Here is a 20,265-nt window from a genome sequence, read left to right on the forward strand (position 1 = left end):
CGTAGTTAATGAGATTGGACTTCAAAACCTTCCTGAAAGGGATGGCCATGGGCGCCGCCGATGTGGTGCCTGGCGTCTCCGGCGGCACCATCGCCTTTATCACCGGCATCTATGATCTGCTGCTGGAGAGCATTCGCCGCATCAACCCCAGACTGATCGGCATGATCCGCCGTGACGGCTTCAAGGCGGCCTGGACCCACGTCAATGCCACCTTCCTGGTTACCCTGATTGCGGGTATTGGCCTCTCCATCGTCAGTCTGGCCAAGGTGATCTCCTATCTGCTCACCGACCACCCCATCGCCATCTGGAGTTTCTTCTTTGGACTGATTCTGGTGTCCATTCTTCATATCGGCAAGCAGATTGGCCGCTGGGGGCCCACACAGCTGATCTCCCTGGCGGTGGGCATAGGCCTGGCCTGGTTTATCTCTGTGGCCAGCCCCCTGGCCCTGGATCCCACGCCTCTGAACATCCTGCTGGGCGGCATGATTGCCATCTGCGCCATGATCCTGCCCGGCATCTCCGGCAGTTTCATCCTGCTGCTACTGGGGCTCTACGGCCCGGTACTGGGCGCGGTGAATGAGCGCGACCTGGTGATCATCGCCATCTTCCTGAGTGGCACCGTGCTGGGGATCCTGAGCTTCTCCCACGTGCTCTCCTTCCTGCTGCGCAGGTTCCATACCCAGACACTGGCATTCCTGACTGGCCTGCTGATCGGGACCCTGGGCAAAATCTGGCCCTGGAAGCAGACCCTCACCTGGCGCACCAACTCCAAGGGTGACCAGGTGCCCCTGCTGCAGGAGAATCTGCTGCCCAGCCAGTTTGAGCAGATCACCGGTGAATCCAACCAGCTGATGCTGGCCCTGGCCTGCGCTGCGGTAGGGTTTGTCCTGGTACTGGTGCTGGAGAAGGTGGGCGAGCACAAAGGCTGACACAACTGGAATCAGACAAAAAAGCCCGGGTCACTCCCGGGCTTTTTTCACTCTAAGCTGTTGCGAAGATCAGCCTTGCAACTGCTCGGCGTCGAGAAACTCCTCATCCACTTCGAGTCCTTTGCAGGGACGAAGCACGGCGGTGGTCCAGGGGTTCAGATGAGCTTCAGCCAGATCCTTAAGCTCTATCCACTCCTGACGGCCCTTGTGTAGGGCAGTGATGCCCGCCTCATACAGGCACACCGGATGATCCGACGGATACCAGCGCCTAAGCTTGTCCACCAGCCTCTGACGCTCCTCTTTCTGGCTGCGCTGAATGGTGGTGAAGGTGGTGTCACCGGCAATGGAGACCTGCCACAGCACCAGATGGCACTGCAACATAGGCTCGAGTTTGTAGAACAGAAACTGGCTGGCTTCCACATGGCAGATCCCCGGCTCGGCCGGGTCCAGATTCAGGTCGGCATAGATGCAGGCATCGGCGCCAATGCCCGGATGCATGGTGACCGGCAGGGCCAGCTCCTGCAGTTGCTCTATGCAGAACTTGGGGACCACGGCAAAGACCCTGGGGTGGCCATAGAGGGCCATCACCACCCTCTCACCGGCAGCCACGGCGCTGACCACCTCATCGGCCATGGCATGATACGCCCTTGGCCTGTCCTCCTGCTCGGTGTAATGGCGGTGCAGTGAGTGGTTGTTGGGGTTGAGCTGATCCATGTACTCCTGTGCCACCGGGTGAGTGACATGATGGAATACCCTGTCGGCATTACGGATCAGACTCTCTGTGAACATGGTGGTATGACGGGGAATGTTGATGCCCAACCCCACAATGTCTAAACGTCCCTGTTTCATCTTTTAGCTTCCCTCAAATACAAACACTTGGTTGCCGCCTCCTTGGCGACCCTCATCCAAGGCCTTGTCGGCCTTGAGAACCAGCTCGTTCAAATCGCGCTGGCGACTGTAGCCGCACACCCCCAAGGTGGCGGTAATGCCCCGTTTAAGATCCATCTCGTCGGTCGGCAATGATTCAATGAGTGAGCGAATCTGCTCTGCCAGCGCCGCCGCCGCAGGACGCGACAAATCGGGCAGCAGCAGGGCAATCTGATTGCCTCCGGTCCGCCCCAGTATGGCGGACTCAGGCTTTATCGCCTTGAGCTCGGCAGACACCCGCTGCAACACGCCATCCCCTACGCTGTAGCCATGCTCCAGGTTAAGGGCTCTGAGCTCATCGATTCTCAGCAGGATAACCGACGCCGGGGTGGCCGGGTCGAGGCTGGCACAACGACGCTCGGCGCTTTGCAGCCAGAACCAGCGGCTGAACAGACCGGTAAGGCCATCGAAATGGGCAAGGTCCTTGTATAACTTACGGCTGCGGCCCATACGGCGATTCACCAGGGCCATGCCGACGATGCCAAAGGCGACCGCGGCGCTGACCGCGATATAGCTCTTACTGCGAGCCTTCTCCTTGGCAAGCTCGGCTTCATGGGCCTTCTGCAGCGCCTGAGCCTCTTTCACCTGGGCCTGATGCTGCAATGAGTCCATCTGAATCTTCTGAACCGCCAGGGTAATGTTGTTGTTTTTCTCGGCCGCTTCCTGCTGTGCCTTCAACGCCTTACGATAATGCTTGGCCGCCTGCTCATAACGCCCCAGAGCCAGGTCCACCTCCGCCTGCAGAGACTCGAAATTCTCCTCCATTGCCGGAGTCTGAGTACCACTGAAACGTCCAAAGAACTCCTCAATCACCTGTTGCGCCTCCTGGTAGCGCTCCAGGGTGACCAGCACCTTGGCCTTGTTGTAAAACAGGGCGCCCAGGTTGAGCTCGATGTTGCCCTTGAGCTGCATCTCCCATGCACGGTTCAACAGTGTCAAGGCCCGTTCATTGTTGCCGATCTCCAGGTCCGCCTGCGCCTGTTGAATCAGCGCGGCAATCACCATGTAGATGTTATCGAGATTCAGGCAAACCTCGTCGGCCAAACCGTGGGCCCGCTCAATCTCTTCACGGTTGCCCTGAATTTGATGAATGTTGAGCACCACCATGGTGTTCAGGCAATCGAATGAGGGATCCCCCTGATAGGTGGCCTTGGCCCGCTCCGCGTAGAACAGGGCCTGCTCCGGATCGCCAATGCTGATGTAGACATTGGCCACGGACATAAGGATGTCGGCTTTGCGCTGGTCATTATCAACCTTATCAAGGTATTTCAGCGCTTTTAGGTAAAGCCCAAAGGCCTCGACCTCCTCCATCAGGTGATGGGAGGCGATGGCTTGCAACTTAAGGTTGTACACCAGCTCGCCATAGAGCCCCAGTTCCTCGGCACACTCCGCCGCACGCTTGGCCCGGCGCAGCCCGTTATGGTTCTCCCCTAGCCCAAGATGGCTTAAAGCAGCCAGCTGCAGGGTTTTACATAACTGCTGTGGTTTCAGATAGTTGAAGCGTTCGAGCAGCTTCTCCGCCTGTTTGAGCGCCAGGGTGGGCTGCTGGCGGGACATCTGTTCCAGCTCGACAATTTTCGCCTCGGTAGAGCCGGGGGCGGGGGTTGCTACTGTCTCTTCAGCAATGGCCAGGGTCGACAGGAGAAGGGTCAGAAGAAGAGAAATAAGCTGCAATGGCATGGTCCACTCACTGGAACAGAGTATTGGGGGAGCAGCTCCCCCAATAAAAACGCTCAGGTCAGCCCTGTTTACCGGCACCCATGGAGGGCAGAGTAATCCAGGTTACCCAGGTGGTGGAGAAAGGAATGGTCTTGTCGTCATCCCCGTCTTCACTCAGCTGAAGAATCTGATCGCGGCTCTCCTGGTCGAGCTTCAGCTCATCGCACACCAGCTCGGGAGAAACCGAAAAACGCTCTGCCAGATCAGCATCCAGGCCCAGCTTAATCAGTAGTTTCTGTGCTTCATTAGTCATCACACTCTCCTTGTGTAATCAGGATAAGGATAGGTTTATCGGAGCCACTTCATCGAATTTGTTGAAATAAATCAATCCGATTTACCATTGAACCCAGAGAGATTCACTGGCTACCCCGAATCTTGGATGCTAGCAGGAGAGGACAGATGCCACAACCGCTAAGTTGTAACATCTGTCGAAAAAATCAGTGTTTTTCAGCCATTTCTGGAACCAGTAACTGAGGGTCCAGCCGCTGACCAAACCAGTTGATGCGCCAGTCCAGATGGGGGCCTGTGACCCGGCCCGTGGCGCCCACCTCGGCGACCTCCTGCCCCTGGCGTACCTCATCGCCGGGTTTCACCAACAGGCGGGACAGGTGCAAAAAGGAGGAGGAGACCCCATAGCCATGGTCGATGATCAGGGTGCCACCAGAGTAGAACATGTCGGGCACCGCCAGGGTGATCACTCCGTCCGCCGGGGCCACCACCCGGGTGCCGGTGGGCGCCGCCACGTCCACGCCAAAGTGAGGACGTTTGGGCACTCCGTTATACACCCGCTGACTGCCGTAGACGCCGGTGATGGGGCCGGTCAGAGGCCAGATAAAGGCCTGTTGCCAGTCAATTCGGTCCGAGTCCACCGCCCTGGCCCTCTTCACCTGGGCACTGTCCTGGCGAGCCCGGGCGATGTCTTCCGGTTTGGGCTCCATGATGCGCTTGGCTATCCCCTCGATACGCTGCACCCGATAGGTGCGCTTGGTCAGGGTCAGGGGAAACTCGGTGGCCTCGCCATTGGCAGAAGTCACCACCACCTTATGCTCAAGCTCGGCATCCCGGCCAAAACCAAACACCAGGTTCCCCTCGGCATCGGCTCGAACCGGCTGGCCGTTCAAGGTGACCTGGCTGCCTGGCTCCACCTTGGCCCGCACCAGAGATCCCTGAGTCAGGGGGTCTTTCAGTTCCAGGGCCAACGCATTAGAAATAGTAAAAAGAGAAAAGAAAACAAGGCTCAGACTGCGGAACATGTCACATCCTTATAGGCGAAGGTAGATCCAATCCGCTATTATAGGCGGCGTCTGTACCCAAACAAGAGCATAAGAGCGGCCCATGAGTATCACACTGATTAAACGCGCCACCCTGCTGAACGAAGGGATCCGTCAACAGGGCGATCTGCTGATCGCCGACGGTCGCATCCAAAAGATTGCCCCGGAGATCGACGCCCCGGAAAACGCGCAGATCATCGACGCGGAAGGCAAACTGCTTATCCCAGGCATGATTGACGACCAGGTTCACTTCCGCGAGCCCGGCCTGACCCACAAGGGCAACATCCTCTCTGAGTCCCGGGCGGCGGTGGCCGGCGGCATCACCAGCTTCATGGAGATGCCCAACGTCAACCCCCAGACCACCAACGCCGACGCCCTGGAAGCCAAATACGCCCGCGCCGCCGAGGTGTCCGTGGCCAACTACGCCTTCTATCTGGGCGCCACCAACGACAACCTGGAAGACATTCGCAACCTGGATCCCCAGGCGGCATGCGGCATCAAGATCTTCATGGGAGCCTCCACCGGCAACATGCTGGTGGACAACCGCGATACCCTGGAGGCGATCTTCGCCAGTGCCAAGGTACCCGTGGTGACTCACTGCGAAGACACCCCGATGATCGATGCCAATGAGGAAGCCGCCAGGGCCAAGTATGGGGAAGCCGTGCCCATGAAGCTTCACGGTGAGATCCGCTCCCGGGAAGCCTGCATCAAATCCACCAAGATGGCCATAGAGCTGGCCAAGGCCCACGGCACTCGCCTGCACGTACTGCACATCACCACCGCAGACGAATTGGCCCTGTTCGAAGCCAACAAGAGCCTGGACAGCTTGGCCACGGCCAACATCACCGCCGAGGCCTGTGTCCATCACCTGTTCTTCAGCGACAAGGACTACGACACCCTGGGGGCCCAGATTAAGTGCAACCCCTCGGTGAAAACCGAGCGCGACCGTCAGGCGCTGCTGGACGCGGTCAAGCGCGACGTCATCGATGTCATCGCCACCGACCACGCCCCTCACACCTGGGAAGAGAAGCAGAACACCTACTTCAAGGCGCCATCCGGCGTGCCTCTGGTGCAACATGCCCTGCTCTCTCTGCTGGAGCATGTCCACGATGGTGTGCTGAGCCTGGAGTCTGTGGTTCAAAAGACCAGTCATGCGGTCGCCGAGCGCTTCAACCTGAAGGAGCGCGGCTATCTGCGCGAGGGCTACCACGCAGATCTGGTGCTGATTGATCTGGAGAAACCCTATCCGGTCAGTAAGGACAACCTGCTCTACAAGTGCCAGTGGAGCCCGTTCGAAGGCTACACCTTCCGCTCCACCATTGCCGCCACCTGGGTCGGCGGTGTGATGGCCTATGACGGCCAGGCGGTGATCTCCGAGCCGGTAGGTCAGAGGCTGAGTTTCAACAGATAAGGCCAATTGCGGTTGGTATAAGTACAAAAACGCCGGGCAATGCCCGGCGTTTCTTTTGGTTCGATGAGCTCAGAGCTTGAGGCCGGCTTCCATTCCCTTCTTCTCGGCCACGGCCTTTGGCGCATCTTCGTGATGCCACATACCGTTCTCCGGATAGGGCTTGAGCTCGGCACGACCTGCGGTGCGCCTCAGTTGCTGTTGCAACTCGGTCCACACCTGTTGGGAGTGCGGAGTCAGTCGGAAATGGTACTCATACTCCGGATGACGGAACATCAAAATGCCTTTCAGGGCGGGCAGGTAGCTCTTTGAAGCGTACTCCATAGACAGCACCACCTGTTGCTCCTCACCCAGCTCATCGGTATAGGTCACGGTAGAGACCACAGGGCCCGCCAGATGTTGGCCTACAGGCACCTTGAAGCAGAGCTCGAACTCATCGGCACTCACCCCTTCCACAACCCGGTGGGCATCCAGCGTCTGTGGAGTGTAAGGCGCCGACGCACAACCGGTCAGGGCCAGCACAAAGGCTAAAACAAAAATTCTCATGGCTCCCCTCCCTTAATCGACCAAATAGTATTCAACTGTGGACACCACTCTAACTTTTTTACGGTGTGGTGTTGTTGAATCCCGGTCACGAATTGAGAAAATGCCCTGCTGAGCGCGACGAATTTTACCCAATTTGCTTTGCGAGTCCTCTGCAAAACGCTGAGCAACCTCGCGGGCGTTGCGGGTGGCCTGCTCAATCATGACGGGTTTGAGCTCGTTAAGACCGGTGAACAGGAACTCGGTGCGGGCGTTGTAGTCCTCTGAGGACAGGTTCACCCCCTGTTTGGCCAGGGTAAACAGCTGCTGGCGAGCGCCCAGAACCAGGTCCACCTTGTCGGTGTAGATGGTCAGGGTCATGCTGCCACTGTATCTCAGTGGCGAGCTCTCAGGGCCATAGCTCTGTGCCAGTTTGTCGGTGACGCTTGGGGTACTCAGGGTGATCTCGCCATCGCTGAACCCCTGCAACAGCAGAAAGGCTCTGACCTGTTCGGCCTGACGCTCCAGTGCGTCGTAGACCTCAGTCAGGTCATTATCGGCAGATGAGAATTTCACTGGCCAGATGGCGATGTTGGCCGGCACCTCCTGCTCCGCCAGCCCCTTCACCACCACGGTGCGATCCAATAACTTAAACTGTTGTATCCCTTGACTTAAAATGACCGCTGCTAGGGCCATAGCTACCGCAAGAGAGATGCCTAGGATCAATGAGGACCGATTGGACATCCCTACCCTCCAAAGTAAGTAGTATTAATAATTGTAATAAGTTTTGGTTTAATACGCTGGCTTTCGCCTGACAGCGGACGAAAAAGGTCAGCTAAACCGGCACGCATTATTTTGTGGTTTGTGTCATTCAACCTGCGCGTCCGTTACACACCTTACCAAAGCGACCCTGAGGTGCAAAAACAAAAAAAGCCGGTGTTTCCACCGGCTTTTTCAAAATGACTCTGTCTTAAAACACCAGATGGGCCATGCCTGCAATCACCGGCAGAGAGACCAGGGTGCGCAGCAGGAAGACCACAAACAGCTCGAATACATTGATTGGAATGCGGCTGCCCAGCAGCAGAGCGCCGACCTCAGACATGTAGATAAGCTGAGTCACCGACATCGCTGCAATCACGAAGCGGGTCATCTCGTTGTCGATGCCGGCTGCGATGATGGAGGGGATAAACATATCCGCGAAGCCGACCACCATGGTCTCAGACGCCTCCTGAGCGAAGGGGATCTGCAGCATCTCCAGCAGAGGGACAAAGGGCGCTCCCATCCAGGCAAACAGGGGGGTGTACTCCGCGATCACCAGGCCCAGAGTGCCGACAGCCATCACCACCGGCAGGATACCAAACACCATATCCACGGCGTTCTTGATCCCCTCTTTCACCACGTCCAGAGGGTTTTCGATGCGATCGGCGGTCTTCAGGGCATTCAGGTAGCCATAGGAGAGAACGTTGTGACCCTGAGGAATCATCTCGGCGTCGGCGGCACGAACGCTGCCGTCAATCAGCAGATCTTTCTTGCGGCTCAGAGGCGGCAGACGAGGCACAATGATGGCCACGACGACACCCGCCAAACAGATGGTGGCGTAGAAAGGCACGAACAGGTGCTCCAGCTTCACCTGGGCAATCACCACCAGAGAGAAGCTGATGGACACCGCGGAGAAGGTGGTACCAATCACCGCCGCTTCACGCTGGGTGTAGAACTTGTCTTCATACTGCTTGCTGGACATCAGGATGCCTACTGAGCCGTCCCCGAGCCAGGAGGCCAGACAGTCGATGGCAGAGCGGCCAGGCAGGTTGAATACCGGGCGCATGATCTTGGTCAACAGGGTACCGATAAGTTCCAACAGACCAAAGTGAGTCAGCAGGGGCAGCAGCAGGCCGGCGAAAATGAATACTGCAAACAAGGTAGGCAGCAGGTCGCCAAAGACAAAGGTGCCGGTATCGCCGCTGATGATCATCTCAGGGCCGGTCTTGGTTACCACCATGGCCACGAAGATGGCACCGGCCAGGCGAGTGACAAACCAAAGAGGGCTGACGTTCAGCAGGCTGTTGAGGAAGCCACTGCCGGTAACGAATTTGGGTTTGAACAGCTTCACCACGGTGGTGGCGATGCCCATGAGGATCACCACGGCTGCGACCACATTGGGCAGAGCATCACCAATCACTGCTTTCAGGCCGTTGGCCAGAATGGCGATGGGAATGGTCAGCCCCTCTTCGTAGATCACCGGGGTCATAAAGAGCAGTACCCCCAACAGGGAGGGCAGCAAGAACAGCATCAGGTTTCTGCTGGTTTTCACCTGATTGTCGTCGGTTGCGTGCTTATGCATGTGTGTTGCCTTGTAATTTTTATCTGATGAACACCGGCTGTGCTTACCAACCGGCTCACCTGGAATTTAGGTTCGCCTATGCGATTGGTGCGCAGGTTAGCCGATGCCACCCACATTGTAAAATATAAATTCTGGCTTTATGCATAAATATGAGCACAAAAAGCCAATTAAGGGACGAATTGAATATAAATTCGCTTTTTGGGCAAACGGTTACCGATCTGGTTTTTTACATCCCAGAAACAAAAAGGGCCCCGTCTTAACGACGAGGCCCTTTTTATGCGATCAGGCTCACGCTTTCAAGCGTCTTTGCAACTGATCCAGCAAATTTGGCGGAACACCTTTGATGGTGATGGTGTCATTGACCTGGTCCCAGACCACCCTTTCACCCAGGTGATGGGCATCGAAGGAGACGGAGACACCGCCACCGGTTCCGGAGAACTTCTTCAACTGACGCAGGGTGCTCTGATCCCCAGGGAAGGTCTCCTCCAGATCATACTCACCGGCCGAGGTAAACTGATAGAACTCCTCGGCCCCGCGATCGGAAAACTCATCAGCGATGTCCTTGAGCTGCACTTCACCGCCGGAGCTTATCTGGGTCTTACAGTAATCGAACACCGCATCACGACACTGCTGGCGCTCATCGGCGTCCAGATCGGTGGTGGCCACGTAGTCTTCCAGTGCCTGCACCAGCTCCTTGTTCTGGTTCTTGGCATTCACCCCTTCAACGCATCCCATAAAGTCGAGGAAGAAGTCGGCAACCTTGCGCCCTGCCCGTCCCTTGATAAAGGAGATGTACTTCTTGGAGGAGGGGTCGGCCCGCCACTCGCTGAGATCGATGCGCGCCGCCAGTTGCAGGTTGGACAGGTCCAGGTGCTCACTGCCGTGAACCTCCATCTCCTGAGACACAGACACACTTGGCTTGGGGGACATCAGCGCCACGAACAGGTAGTCACAGGCGATGTGATTGTAGGATGCCAGCAGCAGGTAGCCGCCCTGAGCAAAATCGTATTTCCCCAGCTCCGCCTCCAGCAGCTTGCCTGCCTGGCCACTGAACTCCACAAAGCCCAGGTTGCCGGTATGCCACTGGGTCAGGGCGTCAGAAAACGCTTCATTGGCCTCGCCATCTCCCTCTGGCACACCAAAGTAGCCATATCCTTTGCCCGCCTTGGCGGTATAGAGACGGTGCAACTCGCCGAGCAGCTCGTCCAGGGCGTCGGACTGCTCCAGAGGCTGTGGACGCAACTTACAACGCAGCTGGCCTTCGCCGTCCCTCTGCACCGCATGCAGAATCGCCTGATCAATCTTAATCATCTTGTTCCTGGTGTTAGTGGTTCACGCACAGATCGGCTATTATACTGCGCCTTTGAATCAACATAACAGGAAAAGCCATGGCTATTCTGTCCAAATACAGCAACGACCAGGTGGAAAAGTTGCTGAACGAGCTGCTTGTCGTTCTGGAGAAAAACCAGACCCCTACCGATCTGGCCCTGATGGTGCTGGGCAACTGCGCCACCGACATCATCAACCGTGATGTGGCTCCCGGCGCCCGCAAGCGTCTGGCCGAACAGTTTGGTCAGGCCCTGCTCGCCTCCGTCGACAGCCGTCACGACGCCTGATGCCCGAGAGGTGACCCTATCCTGGGTCACCTCCCTCCCTTTAGGTGTCTATCCTCCAAAACAGGCAGGATTTACACCAGTTTACTGGTATAGCGTCTTGTTTCCGCTTAGGATATGAGCTCCTAATAAGGAATACTGCCACATCCATGCACGCAACCGATCTGCAAAGGGACAAAGTCTCCCGCCTGGTAACCTGGGGTCACTGGTTTGCCTTTATTAATGGCCTGCTGGCCGCCATCATCGCAGTTCGCTATGTGAAGCTGCTGGGCTGGCCGGATACCCTGCTTGCCCAATTCTATTCAGTGATCACCCTGGTGGGTCACTTCTCGTTTATCAGCTTTCTGCTCTATCTGCTGCTGCTGTTCCCCATCAGCCTGATTCTGCCCTACTCCAAGATATTGCGGGGCTACGCGGCGATCATGGCCACCCTGGCCCATATGGTGCTGGTGTATGACATTCTGGTGTTCGACCACTATCGGCTGCACCTCAACCCCTTTGTGTTCGATATCTCCTTCGCCGATCTGCCCAAGCTAATCAGCAACCCCTGGCTGCTGGTGGCGCCGGCAGCCATGCTGGCGCTGCAGCTGCTACTGGCCAACGGCTTATGGAAACGAATCGAGCGACTGGCACGGCGCTCCTGGGGCGGCAAGATTGCCACTGTGATGATCAGCCTGTTCCTGGGCAGCCACCTGCTGCACATCTGGGCCGATGCCAATGTCTATCAGCCAATTGTTCAGCAGGATGAGATGTTACCGCTTCACTACCCCGCCACCGCTCGCAGCTTTATGGCCAGCCGCGGCATTGTGGATGAGGAGACTCTGGCGGAGCGGGAAACCTCGGCCCAGCCCACCAAGCAGCTGACCTACCCCACTCAGCCGATGCAATGTGTCGCTGCTCCAACTCAGTCAGTGCTGCTGGTGACTGTCGACGCCCTTCGCCGGGATATGATCACGCCCGAGACCATGCCCTTCCTCAGCGAGTGGGCACAGGGCACCCACGACTTTAGGAACCACTATAGTGGCTCCAATGAAGCTGGCCAGGGGCTCAGGAGTCTGCTCTATGGGTTGCTGCCCGCCTATGAGGCCTCGCTGCTGGCCGACCAAAAGTCTCCTGTCCTGACCACGGAGCTGGCCGCCCAAGGCTACAACCTGGTGGCCGTGGGTGTGGCTGGTTCCCAGCTGGAACCCTCTACCCAATTGGCACTTCAGAACTTTACCCTGAAGCAGGAGCAACCGTTTGACTCGGCGGCACAGCGCGATATTCAGACGACGGATCAGGCCCTGGAGCTGCTGAAGTCCGGCAACAACAAGCTGGCGATGCTGGTTCAGTACCATGCACCATCGGTGTACAGCACCCCTGTGGGCTTCGTGGGCCTGCCCACGGTGAAGCCGGAACTGGATATCAACGAGGCTCAGGCGGTGCTGTTCAATCAATACCGCAGCTCGCTGAAATTCCTCGACAGCCAGTTGGCACGACTGCTGACCAAGGTGGACAGCAGCACCCTGGTGATGGTAACCGGCAATAATGGCCAGGAGTTTTCCAGCCTGCACAACACCCTGAGCCGCAACTTCTCCGACGCCACCACAAAGGTTCCACTGATGATCCGCGGGTCCGGGGATGTGGGTAAGCAGATCAACTACCCCACCAGCCACTATGCGCTGGCGCCGACTCTGCTGACCAATCTGCTGGGCTGCGGAAATAATCCTGCGGAGTACAGCCTGGGGGACTCTCTGTACGCCCCCTCCACTCTTGACTTCCTGGTGGCAGGCAACCGCCGCTATGTGGCTATCAAGACCAAGGATTCCACCACAGTGATTGACAAGCATGGCGACTACCGGGTGTATGACAATGGCCACCACCGCATCCGAGATGCCAAGTTGGATGCCCCCATACTGCTGAGGGTGATGGAGGAGAATCGCCGGCTGTTTGCCAACTGATTCCCTGTCGACAGAAAGCCCCGCAAAGCGGGGCTTTTTTATGTCCGGTCGCAGGAAACCCGCCGAGTCTAAACCAAAGAATAACCGAATGCTCACCAGTGAAATGCTCGGCTATTATAGCGGTGCGATTTGACGCAGATACTAAGGCTTGTGGAACAGGAATGAGCGCGCCATTGCGTGTTCCATGCCCCCTACTCCCCGATTGGGGTTTGTTGTTGTTCCGGGAGTCATTATGTCCAAGAGAGATAACCAGTCCTTTGTAGACTGGGCCGCCGTGGCCTTTGCCGCCATCGCCCCTGCCGCCGTGTTAAGCCTGCTGGCCGCGGTAAACTGAATATCCCCCGGCCATGGAAGGCCAACAGCGAAGCGGTCCACAGACCGCTTCGCTGTTTCTTTTACACCACCAGGGCGTCACTGCTCTCCAGCAGATTGAGAAAATCATCGGTGTCCTTCACCGACAGCTCAATGTTGAAGGCCTGTGCCAACGCCTCCACCGACGGGTTCACATCCTCATCGGCATCAATCTGCCCCCTCATCTGCTCACTGATGGCCATGAAGGCCAGCTTGTCCTGAGCCAGCTTGGTCACTGCGGTGGCCTCAAAGGCGTCGGTGTTGAGCTTGATTTGCGCCACCCTGTGCTCAAAGATCTCCGCCACCCGCTTGGAGCGCAGCTCAACCTTGGTGGAGAAGATGTCGGCCTGGTCCAGCAGATACACCACCACCACAGATGCCACTCCACTTAAGGTGCTCAGGGCAATGTCCTTAATAAAGCCCTTGGGCAGCGCCGACAGGATGCTGGCCTCAAAATAGTAAACGACAAAACCCGCCGCCGTGGCTGCAAACAGCTTGACGATGGCATCGGCCTTCTGGGCCCGGCTCATGGCCGAGTCGGGCTGCATCAGGATCTTGCCGGCTCCCACCAGAGCGGAGAAGCCCTCGGAGATCACCTTCATCACCGTCTTGAACATGCCGGTGACCAGGCCCAACACCCCTTCAATCAGGATCTTGAACAGGTTGCTGAGAAAATCTTTCGCCCCCTGCACCAGGGTGGGCAATACTTCCCGCTTCAGATAGCGCATCAGCCTGGCCATACGCGCCTTCAGCCCCTCCAGGGCGGTGGCAGCCCCTACCCCTTCGGCAAAGCCGTGTCGCACCGCATCCATAAGTTCATGGAGCAGCGGCTTGATCATGGCGATGATGCCGTGACCTATGACCTGGTAAGCGCTTTGCTCCCCCGCCTGCTTGGCGGCTTTTTGGGACACGGCCCACTTGTTGTCTTTCAGGTTCTCCATCGCCTTGTGCTGGGCCTTTTTATGGATCGCCTTCTCCGCCTGGCGCTGCTTTTTGACCGACGCGTCATAGGTCTCATCGCTGTTAAGGGACAGCTTTTCCAGTCGGTCTCTCTCGTCTGAGGTCAAACGCTTGCCCGACGCCTGTTTGGCTTCCAGGGCGCGCTTCTGAGATTGCAGCTCCGAAAAACTGCGCGCACCTTTGGCACGATTGAAGCGGTTGGAGATCTCCACCAGGTTAAAGTCACCATCAGTGATGGCCACCAGGTCCTTCTCGGTCAAAAAGGCGTTGTTGGCGTAGCGGTCATTGATCTGCTTCACCGGCACCACATGATCGGTATCCACCGCCCGCCAGTAGCTGCCCTTCTCCTTGGCAGTATCCTGTTTGCGATAGACCCGCACCTTGCTGCCATCGTCATTCACTTCCAGGTCGCTGTAACCCTGAGCAGCCCCACCAAAATGATTTTCCTTGTGCTGTTCCCGGTTTTTCTCCTTGGTCATGGAGGCGCGCACCTTCTCGTCATAGTGTCGCGCCTGACGCATGGCATCCAGCTGTTGACGGGACTGCTGGGCGTCGTTGCTCAGGGTCGCCCCCTCGCCATAATCAAACTGCTGCACCTCATTCCATACCCGGGTGGCGGAGAGGCCGGTACGATTGAGCTTGAGATCTTTGTGGCTGATGATGCCGTCGAGCACACTCAGCGCCATGGGTTTGATCAGCTCATCCATCACTGAGGATCTGGATTCAAACTCCTGATACACAGACTCAAGGACCTCAAGAGAATCCCGCTGCTCATAGAGCTCAAGATCGATGAGAACGCTGCTCGCCTGCAGGGGCGACACGCCGTTAAGCTGAGCCAACACCGCCTCACTGGTCAGTGTTGGCTGGGCATGCTGTTCCATTGTTGAGGCTCCCATCAGGCGACTTTGAGCACGGCGGCACGCTCAAACAGGGAAGCGGCTTCTGTGGCTTCCCCATCGATGACCGCCCCTTCCCGGCTCAGGTAACTCATCTGGGCCATGCGCTTGAGCACCACAGAGAGATTAAACAGGGCCTGAAACTCCTGGATGTGGGCCACAGGCAACAGGCGAAAATCCAGCTTGGCGGCAAACATCTCCGGGTTCATCCCGACCTGCAAAATACGCTGGGAGTTGATGCCATACTCGAACCTGTCCAGCAGGGCGCCATAGTTGGCGATCAACTGGTCGAAGTAAAGTTCCACCTGACCGATGGACTGCTCCACCACCTCTATCTTGGTGAGTTGAGCCTCCATCTTGGCGATCTCCTCCTCCACACGAACCGCCTCATCCTTGACCTGCTGCAGCGACTCCTTGGCCTTCTTGCGGGAGTAGATCCCCAGGGTCAGCACCGACAACGCCACCTCTCGAAAGCCCAGGTTGTCGAAATCGATCTCAAACAGCTCAGCCTTGGAGCGAACCCCGGAGGCGGAAGCGACTTCCATCAGCTTGTTGTCGAAGAACTCTTCGAAATGACTGCCGGCCACCCGCACGTTATGAAGCCGGTTGGCCAGGGAGATGAACCGGGGAAACTGGCTGTCGAATATCTGCTGTTTAAAGCCGTTGATCGCCTTCAGCCGCCCCTCAATGGCCTGGCTCCGAGCCTCAACCTGCTCCTGGTACAGCTTCTGCTGTCGCATATAGCGTTCCATCAATTCTTCGTGCAGCTTCTTCGCTTCCAGAAACTTGTCTTTGCCGGTCACCGCATTCCAGGCCTTAGAGCAGGCGCTCTTGACCTTACTGACCGCTCTGGACGCACAGCTGCGAACCGAGCTCCATACCCGCCCCAGCATGCTCAGGCCTCCACCATCTGATAGCCTTCGGCCACCAGATCGTTCATGGCCGCAACCCAGCGCTCAATGCGGCGCACCTCGAAGTCCTCCAACTCAAAAGCTTCGGACAGCCTGTGAATAAAGGCCCGCTCATGGTCACAGATGGCACTGTCAGCCAGCATGATGCCGCACAGTTCAATCATCACCGCCTTGCGGTGACCTGGGCTGCCGGAGGCAAGGGCCTCGATAGATTCAGCCACCTGCTTGTTGCCGGATTTTGCCTGATAGCCGTGCAGGTCACACTCATGCACAAAGGAGTTGTAGATCTCCAACTCTTCGGATTTGAATTCACCGTTAAGCCCCATGGCGTATCGAGCCAGATTGAGGAAGTGCTGACGCTCTTTTTTAGGAAGAAGGTTTAAAAACATCGGATAAGCCCTTTAAATTTTGTGGATGCTGATTACTGCACTGTGGCCGTATGGTCCTGACGACTGCTGACTTCGCCAGCGAGGTCGTAACGGTATTCAAAGGCCACCTCACCATCGGAGCTGTACTCCTCTCCCTTGACTGCCCTGCCCTGTTCATCGAACTGAATCTGGTATTTGAGCTGCCCATCCTCGAAGGTGCGACTGGCGACCTTGCGCCCCTCTTCGTAGAGAATCTCGGTCACCTGACCACTGAGTTTGTCCTCCATGGCGGTGACTTTGCATTCGCCCAGGTGCTTTACAAACTCTTCGGTCTCCACCTTCAGGTCGCGCCCCTCCATCAGGGCGTTGGTGAGATCCACCGCATTGCTGATCTTCAGGCTTTGCACCCGCTCGCTGAGTTGCTCCACCAAGGCCAATCTCTCCTGATGAGCCGCCAGTCGCTGCTGCCTGGCCACCTGCTCCAGCTTGCTGGTCAAGGCTTGTCCTTGGCTCAAAAGCTTGTCCAGGCCAGTGTCTACTTTGGCCCCCAGGTTCTGCAGGCTCTCCTGCTGCAGGTCGCTGACCTTGAGCAGGCCCGCTTCTATCGACTCCCGCTCAGCCTGCATCAGAGGCTGGAGATCAGATGGCAGCGCCGCCACTTGGTCACTCAGCTTCTCCATCTCCGTTTTGGTATTTATCCGCGCTTGCTGTACCGCGCTCAACAAATGCTCCAGCAAAGATTCGTTGTGTCCCCGGTGCTCACCTGCCACCGAAATCAATGTCTGCGTCAGCTTGCTATGGTTCTCCTCTGCCGCTTTGGCATGATTGTTCAAACTGGTCCGCAACTCCTCCCAGGCGGTAAAGTTACGCTCCTGAACCTGAGTGGCGCACTTGGTGATCAGAGACGCGACCTCCGTGGCAGACTCACCGATTCGAGTTTCCGTCTCCTGGGTAAGCTGTTGTTGCATCACCTTCATGGCGGACTGGCGAACCAGCAGATAGAGGATCAAGGCACTGTTGAAGGCCGTGAGGGCAAACAGGGCCAGGCCCAGATCATTGAGGGAGAGTTCCATAGCGTTCTCTTTTTAACCAACTAGAGTATTGCGAAGTTCAGTGGACTATAGTGATGGCAATATATTTCTAAAACAGTGATTTAAGTTAGAAACATAATCAACTGAACGAATATGCGGCAACCACCATATGGGGGCGCTGCTCGGAACCCATATTAATGTAGCTTGAAACTACATGTCATTACTGGCTACATTAACATGTCGCCTTTTCAAGCAGATGGAAACTCTATGCGTGTTGACCAGAGATTGAGGTATCGCCTCATCGAGATCATTGCCCTGTGGGAGGGGCGCCTGACCACCAATCATCTGTGTCAGGCCTTCGATATCGGTCGTCAGCAAGCCTCCAAGGACATCAACACCTACATAAGGGATTGCTCCGGTGCCAGCCTGGAGTATGACCGCAGCCTGAAAGGCTACAAGCCAGCAAACGGGTTCTTGCCCAGGTTCTGCAAAGGCCATGTTGATGAGTACCTGCAGCTGCTGGACCGCCATGATGACCTGGGGGACATGTTGTCACTGACCAGCCTGCAACCGGATGCCACCCATTATATGGACGCCCCCTCCAGGTATGTCTCCCCCCAGGTGGTGCGAACCCTGATCCAGGCTGCCCGTCAGGGGCTGACTGTTGAGGGACACTATGAGTCCCTGTCCGCCGCGCCTCCGCAAGATGACCCTGGCCGACTGCTGGCTCCGCATACCCTGGTATACAACGGCTTTCGCTGGCACGTGCGCGCCTGGTGTGAGAAGAATCGCCAGTTCCGGGACTTTGTGATCAGTCGTTTTCGGGGTGAACTGAGCCTCGAACAGAGACTGGCAGGATGTAGAAAGGAGGAGGATGCGGTCTGGAACCGACAGCTTGAAGTCAAACTGATCCCCAACCCAAGGCTGGAGGAGAGACAAAGGCGCATCATCGCCCGAGACTATGGCATGGATCCCGACACCCTCTGTCGCAGTGAGCGCGTCAGAGAGGCCCTGTTGCCCTACTACCTGAAGCGCTGGGATGTCTCCGAGCCCTACAACGACGCCATGCCCGCGGAACACCAACACCTGGTATTGAGCAGCCTCTCGGAATCCCCTTAACTCCTTGAAGAGACCCGCAGCAGCAATAATTTGAACCGCAGAAACGAAAAAAGCTCCATCCTTTCGGTAAGAGCTTTTTTCTTTAAAGTGGTCGGCCAGAAAGGATTTAATCCGGCCGGCGTCCCGGTCCGACCCAAAGCGCGCAGCGCTTTTCAGGGGCGGAGAAACGAAAAAAGCTCCAACCTTTCGGTTAGAGCTTTTTTCTTTAAAGTGGTCGGCCAGAGAGGATTTGACCCGGCCGGCGTCCCGGTCCGACCCAAAGTGCGAAGCACTTTCTGGGGAGGAGGCACAAAAAAACCGACTCACTTTCGTGAATCGGTTCATTTGAAAAGTGGTCGGCCAGAGAGGATTTGACTGCGCCCGGCTAGGGTCCGACCTAAAGTGCGCAGCACTTTCCGGGGAGGAAGCAAGAAAAAAGGCTCTAACTTGACGTTAGAGCCTTCTCTCAAATAGTGGTCGGCCAGAGAGGATTTGAACCTCCGACCCCCGACACCCCATGACGGTGCGCTACCAGGCTGCGCTACTGGCCGACAACGAGGAGGGATAATACCCTCTCCCCGGCGAATTGCAACCTTTGCCACGCCGAGTGCTCTTTCTTTATGCAATTCCCAACCTGTATGCCCGGTATTAAGACAATTTGAGTCTTTCCCGGCAGTTGCACAGCGATCAACACAATGTCCAACCCGTTTGTCAGTCCCTATGGACATACAGCACAAAGGCCCCCTGATGGGGACCCAAACTCCTTGCCAGCACAGACACTGGATACCGGCGTTCGCGATGTATGGACTCCTCCCTCCCCTAAGGGGCTAGAGTTAAGTCACCACAACCGCTCTAACAGCGAAAGGAGCCCATACATGCTTAACCTTAATATCATCGGCATCGACCTGGCAAAATCTTCTTTCCAAGTGGCAACGCTCAGTCCGGAACATCAAGTGTTGAATAACCGCAGTATGTCACGCGCACGACTTGAGCAATGGCTGGCCAAGCAGAAACCCTCCATTGTTGCCGTGGAGGCCTGTGGCTCCGCCCACTACTGGGGCCGCTTCGCTGAATCTTTTGGCCACTCCGTCATGATCATCGCCCCCAAAACAGTCACCCCATATCGGCAGGGCCATAAAACCGATAGCAACGATGCACTGGCCATCGCGATAGCAGCCCGTCAGCCAAGCACTCGCTCTGCAGCAGTCAAATCGGTTGAACAACAAGCTTTGCAAAGCATTGAGCGGATGCGTCAGCACTGGCTGGATCATAACCGCTCAACCAGCAACATGATGCGTAGCTTGCTCTATGAGTTTGGTATCACCATCGCCAAAGGGAATACAGCACTTATACGGATCATGCCAGAGCTTCTAGACGGCTCGTCTGAGCTTCTTCCTCAGGCCTTCAAAGCTCAGCTTTCAAAGGTGTACCAGCAATGGCAACGGGGGAGAGATGAGCTCAAACAAATAGAGAATCAGCTATCAGAATTGATAAAGCAGCAGTCGCCCTGCAAGAGGCTCATGAAGCTTGAAGGCGTTGGCGAGGTTAATGCCTTGGCCTTGTATCTCATCTTAGGTGAGCGTGGTGAAGGGTTTAAGAATGGCCGGGAAGCCGCGGCCTGCATTGGAGTGACGCCTAAACAATTCAGTACCGGGGGCGTCACTTCTTTAGGTGGTATTGGCAAGCGGATTGGCCATAAGCGGCTGCGCGCCAACCTGATTCAGGGGGCATTAGCTGTGGCCATGCAATTAGGCCGTAGGCCACCTAAGACACTCAAAGAAAAATGGCTGTTGGCAATTATCGAGCGACGCGGGCTTCGACGTGCGGCAGTGGCGCTAGTTAACAAAACCATTCGCACTGCCTGGGCCATGTTGCACCGAGATCAGGATTATCAACAACCTCAAGCTATCTAACCATCGATTCAAGAGTTAAGAGTGACAACCAAGAGCGCATAACAAACAGGTGAGACCGACCACCAAG

General features: G+C 56.6%; 18 protein-coding genes and 1 tRNA gene. 6 read left to right on the forward strand and 13 right to left on the reverse strand.

What is annotated here, in order from left to right; genetic code table 11:
- Positions 1–8: 8 nt before the first annotated feature.
- Positions 9–929 (forward strand): polyprenyl-phosphate transporter, encoded by a 921-nt coding sequence (locus QUE41_RS13190; RefSeq protein ID WP_286339488.1) that lies wholly within the window; start codon positions 9–11, stop codon positions 927–929.
- Positions 930–998: 69 nt separating this feature from the next.
- On the opposite strand, the gene QUE41_RS13195 is transcribed toward QUE41_RS13190, so the two are convergent.
- From QUE41_RS13195 to QUE41_RS13210, 4 genes are all read right to left on the reverse strand, one after another.
- A complete protein-coding gene (locus QUE41_RS13195; protein WP_286339489.1) occupies positions 999–1,778 on the reverse strand; it encodes an SAM-dependent methyltransferase in 780 nt (259 codons plus the stop codon).
- 3 nt (positions 1,779–1,781) lie between these two features.
- Positions 1,782–3,536, reverse strand: a complete 1,755-nt coding sequence (locus QUE41_RS13200; RefSeq protein WP_286339490.1) for a tetratricopeptide repeat-containing diguanylate cyclase — start codon at positions 3,534–3,536, stop codon at positions 1,782–1,784.
- Positions 3,537–3,594: 58 nt separating this feature from the next.
- Positions 3,595–3,828 carry a hypothetical protein gene (locus QUE41_RS13205; RefSeq protein ID WP_286339491.1) on the reverse strand — a complete coding sequence of 78 codons (234 nt, stop codon included), beginning with the start codon at positions 3,826–3,828 and terminating at the stop codon, positions 3,595–3,597.
- 184 nt (positions 3,829–4,012) lie between these two features.
- Positions 4,013–4,774: a M23 family metallopeptidase gene (locus QUE41_RS13210; protein WP_353506850.1), complete on the reverse strand. Its 762-nt coding sequence runs from the start codon at positions 4,772–4,774 to the stop codon at positions 4,013–4,015.
- 136 nt (positions 4,775–4,910) lie between these two features.
- Between QUE41_RS13210 and QUE41_RS13215 the strand changes: the two genes are divergently transcribed.
- On the forward strand, positions 4,911–6,257 hold the full coding sequence (locus tag QUE41_RS13215) for a dihydroorotase (protein WP_286339493.1): 1,347 nt from the start codon (positions 4,911–4,913) through the stop codon (positions 6,255–6,257).
- A 69-nt stretch (positions 6,258–6,326) separates the two neighbouring features.
- Here the strand turns inward: QUE41_RS13215 and QUE41_RS13220 are convergent, their stop codons facing one another.
- From QUE41_RS13220 to yejK, 4 genes are all read right to left on the reverse strand, one after another.
- Positions 6,327–6,800 (reverse strand): hypothetical protein, encoded by a 474-nt coding sequence (locus QUE41_RS13220; protein WP_286339494.1) that lies wholly within the window; start codon positions 6,798–6,800, stop codon positions 6,327–6,329.
- Positions 6,801–6,812: 12 nt separating this feature from the next.
- Positions 6,813–7,520 (reverse strand): SIMPL domain-containing protein, encoded by a 708-nt coding sequence (locus QUE41_RS13225; RefSeq protein WP_286339495.1) that lies wholly within the window; start codon positions 7,518–7,520, stop codon positions 6,813–6,815.
- A 226-nt stretch (positions 7,521–7,746) separates the two neighbouring features.
- On the reverse strand, positions 7,747–9,117 hold the full coding sequence (locus QUE41_RS13230) for a YjiH family protein (RefSeq protein WP_286339496.1): 1,371 nt from the start codon (positions 9,115–9,117) through the stop codon (positions 7,747–7,749).
- A 288-nt stretch (positions 9,118–9,405) separates the two neighbouring features.
- Entirely contained in the window at positions 9,406–10,428 is a 1,023-nt protein-coding gene (yejK, locus tag QUE41_RS13235) for a nucleoid-associated protein YejK (protein WP_286339497.1), read from the reverse strand.
- 77 nt (positions 10,429–10,505) lie between these two features.
- Between yejK and QUE41_RS13240 the strand changes: the two genes are divergently transcribed.
- Both QUE41_RS13240 and QUE41_RS13245 read left to right on the forward strand, forming a co-directional pair.
- Positions 10,506–10,733 (forward strand): DUF1414 domain-containing protein, encoded by a 228-nt coding sequence (locus QUE41_RS13240; protein WP_286339498.1) that lies wholly within the window; start codon positions 10,506–10,508, stop codon positions 10,731–10,733.
- A 146-nt stretch (positions 10,734–10,879) separates the two neighbouring features.
- A complete protein-coding gene (locus tag QUE41_RS13245) occupies positions 10,880–12,670 on the forward strand; it encodes a DUF3413 domain-containing protein (RefSeq protein ID WP_286339499.1) in 1,791 nt (596 codons plus the stop codon).
- A gap of 395 nt (positions 12,671–13,065) precedes the next feature.
- On the opposite strand, the gene QUE41_RS13250 is transcribed toward QUE41_RS13245, so the two are convergent.
- From QUE41_RS13250 to QUE41_RS13265, 4 genes are read right to left on the reverse strand one after another with little or no spacing between them, the layout of a single operon-like run.
- The gene (locus QUE41_RS13250) at positions 13,066–14,862 is read right to left on the reverse strand and encodes a hypothetical protein (RefSeq protein WP_286339500.1); all 1,797 of its coding nucleotides are present in this window, start codon (positions 14,860–14,862) and stop codon (positions 13,066–13,068) included.
- Between the two features lie 14 nt (positions 14,863–14,876).
- The gene (locus QUE41_RS13255; protein WP_286339501.1) at positions 14,877–15,770 is read right to left on the reverse strand and encodes a DNA repair protein; all 894 of its coding nucleotides are present in this window, start codon (positions 15,768–15,770) and stop codon (positions 14,877–14,879) included.
- A gap of 2 nt (positions 15,771–15,772) precedes the next feature.
- Positions 15,773–16,177 (reverse strand): TerB family tellurite resistance protein, encoded by a 405-nt coding sequence (locus tag QUE41_RS13260; protein ID WP_286339502.1) that lies wholly within the window; start codon positions 16,175–16,177, stop codon positions 15,773–15,775.
- Positions 16,178–16,209: 32 nt separating this feature from the next.
- On the reverse strand, positions 16,210–17,229 hold the full coding sequence (locus QUE41_RS13265; protein ID WP_286339503.1) for a hypothetical protein: 1,020 nt from the start codon (positions 17,227–17,229) through the stop codon (positions 16,210–16,212).
- Between the two features lie 225 nt (positions 17,230–17,454).
- Between QUE41_RS13265 and QUE41_RS13270 the strand changes: the two genes are divergently transcribed.
- Positions 17,455–18,306, forward strand: coding sequence for a BrxR family helix-turn-helix transcriptional regulator (locus QUE41_RS13270; RefSeq protein WP_286339504.1), 852 nt, complete (start codon positions 17,455–17,457; stop codon positions 18,304–18,306).
- A 453-nt stretch (positions 18,307–18,759) separates the two neighbouring features.
- Here QUE41_RS13270 and QUE41_RS13275 read toward each other — a convergent pair.
- Positions 18,760–18,836, reverse strand: a tRNA-Pro gene (locus QUE41_RS13275).
- A gap of 324 nt (positions 18,837–19,160) precedes the next feature.
- Between QUE41_RS13275 and QUE41_RS13280 the strand changes: the two genes are divergently transcribed.
- Positions 19,161–20,198 (forward strand): IS110 family RNA-guided transposase, encoded by a 1,038-nt coding sequence (locus tag QUE41_RS13280; protein ID WP_286339505.1) that lies wholly within the window; start codon positions 19,161–19,163, stop codon positions 20,196–20,198.
- Positions 20,199–20,265: the final 67 nt, after the last annotated feature.

It is taken from the genome of Ferrimonas sp. YFM, from assembly GCF_030296015.1.
Classification (GTDB): Bacteria; Pseudomonadota; Gammaproteobacteria; order Enterobacterales; family Shewanellaceae; genus Ferrimonas.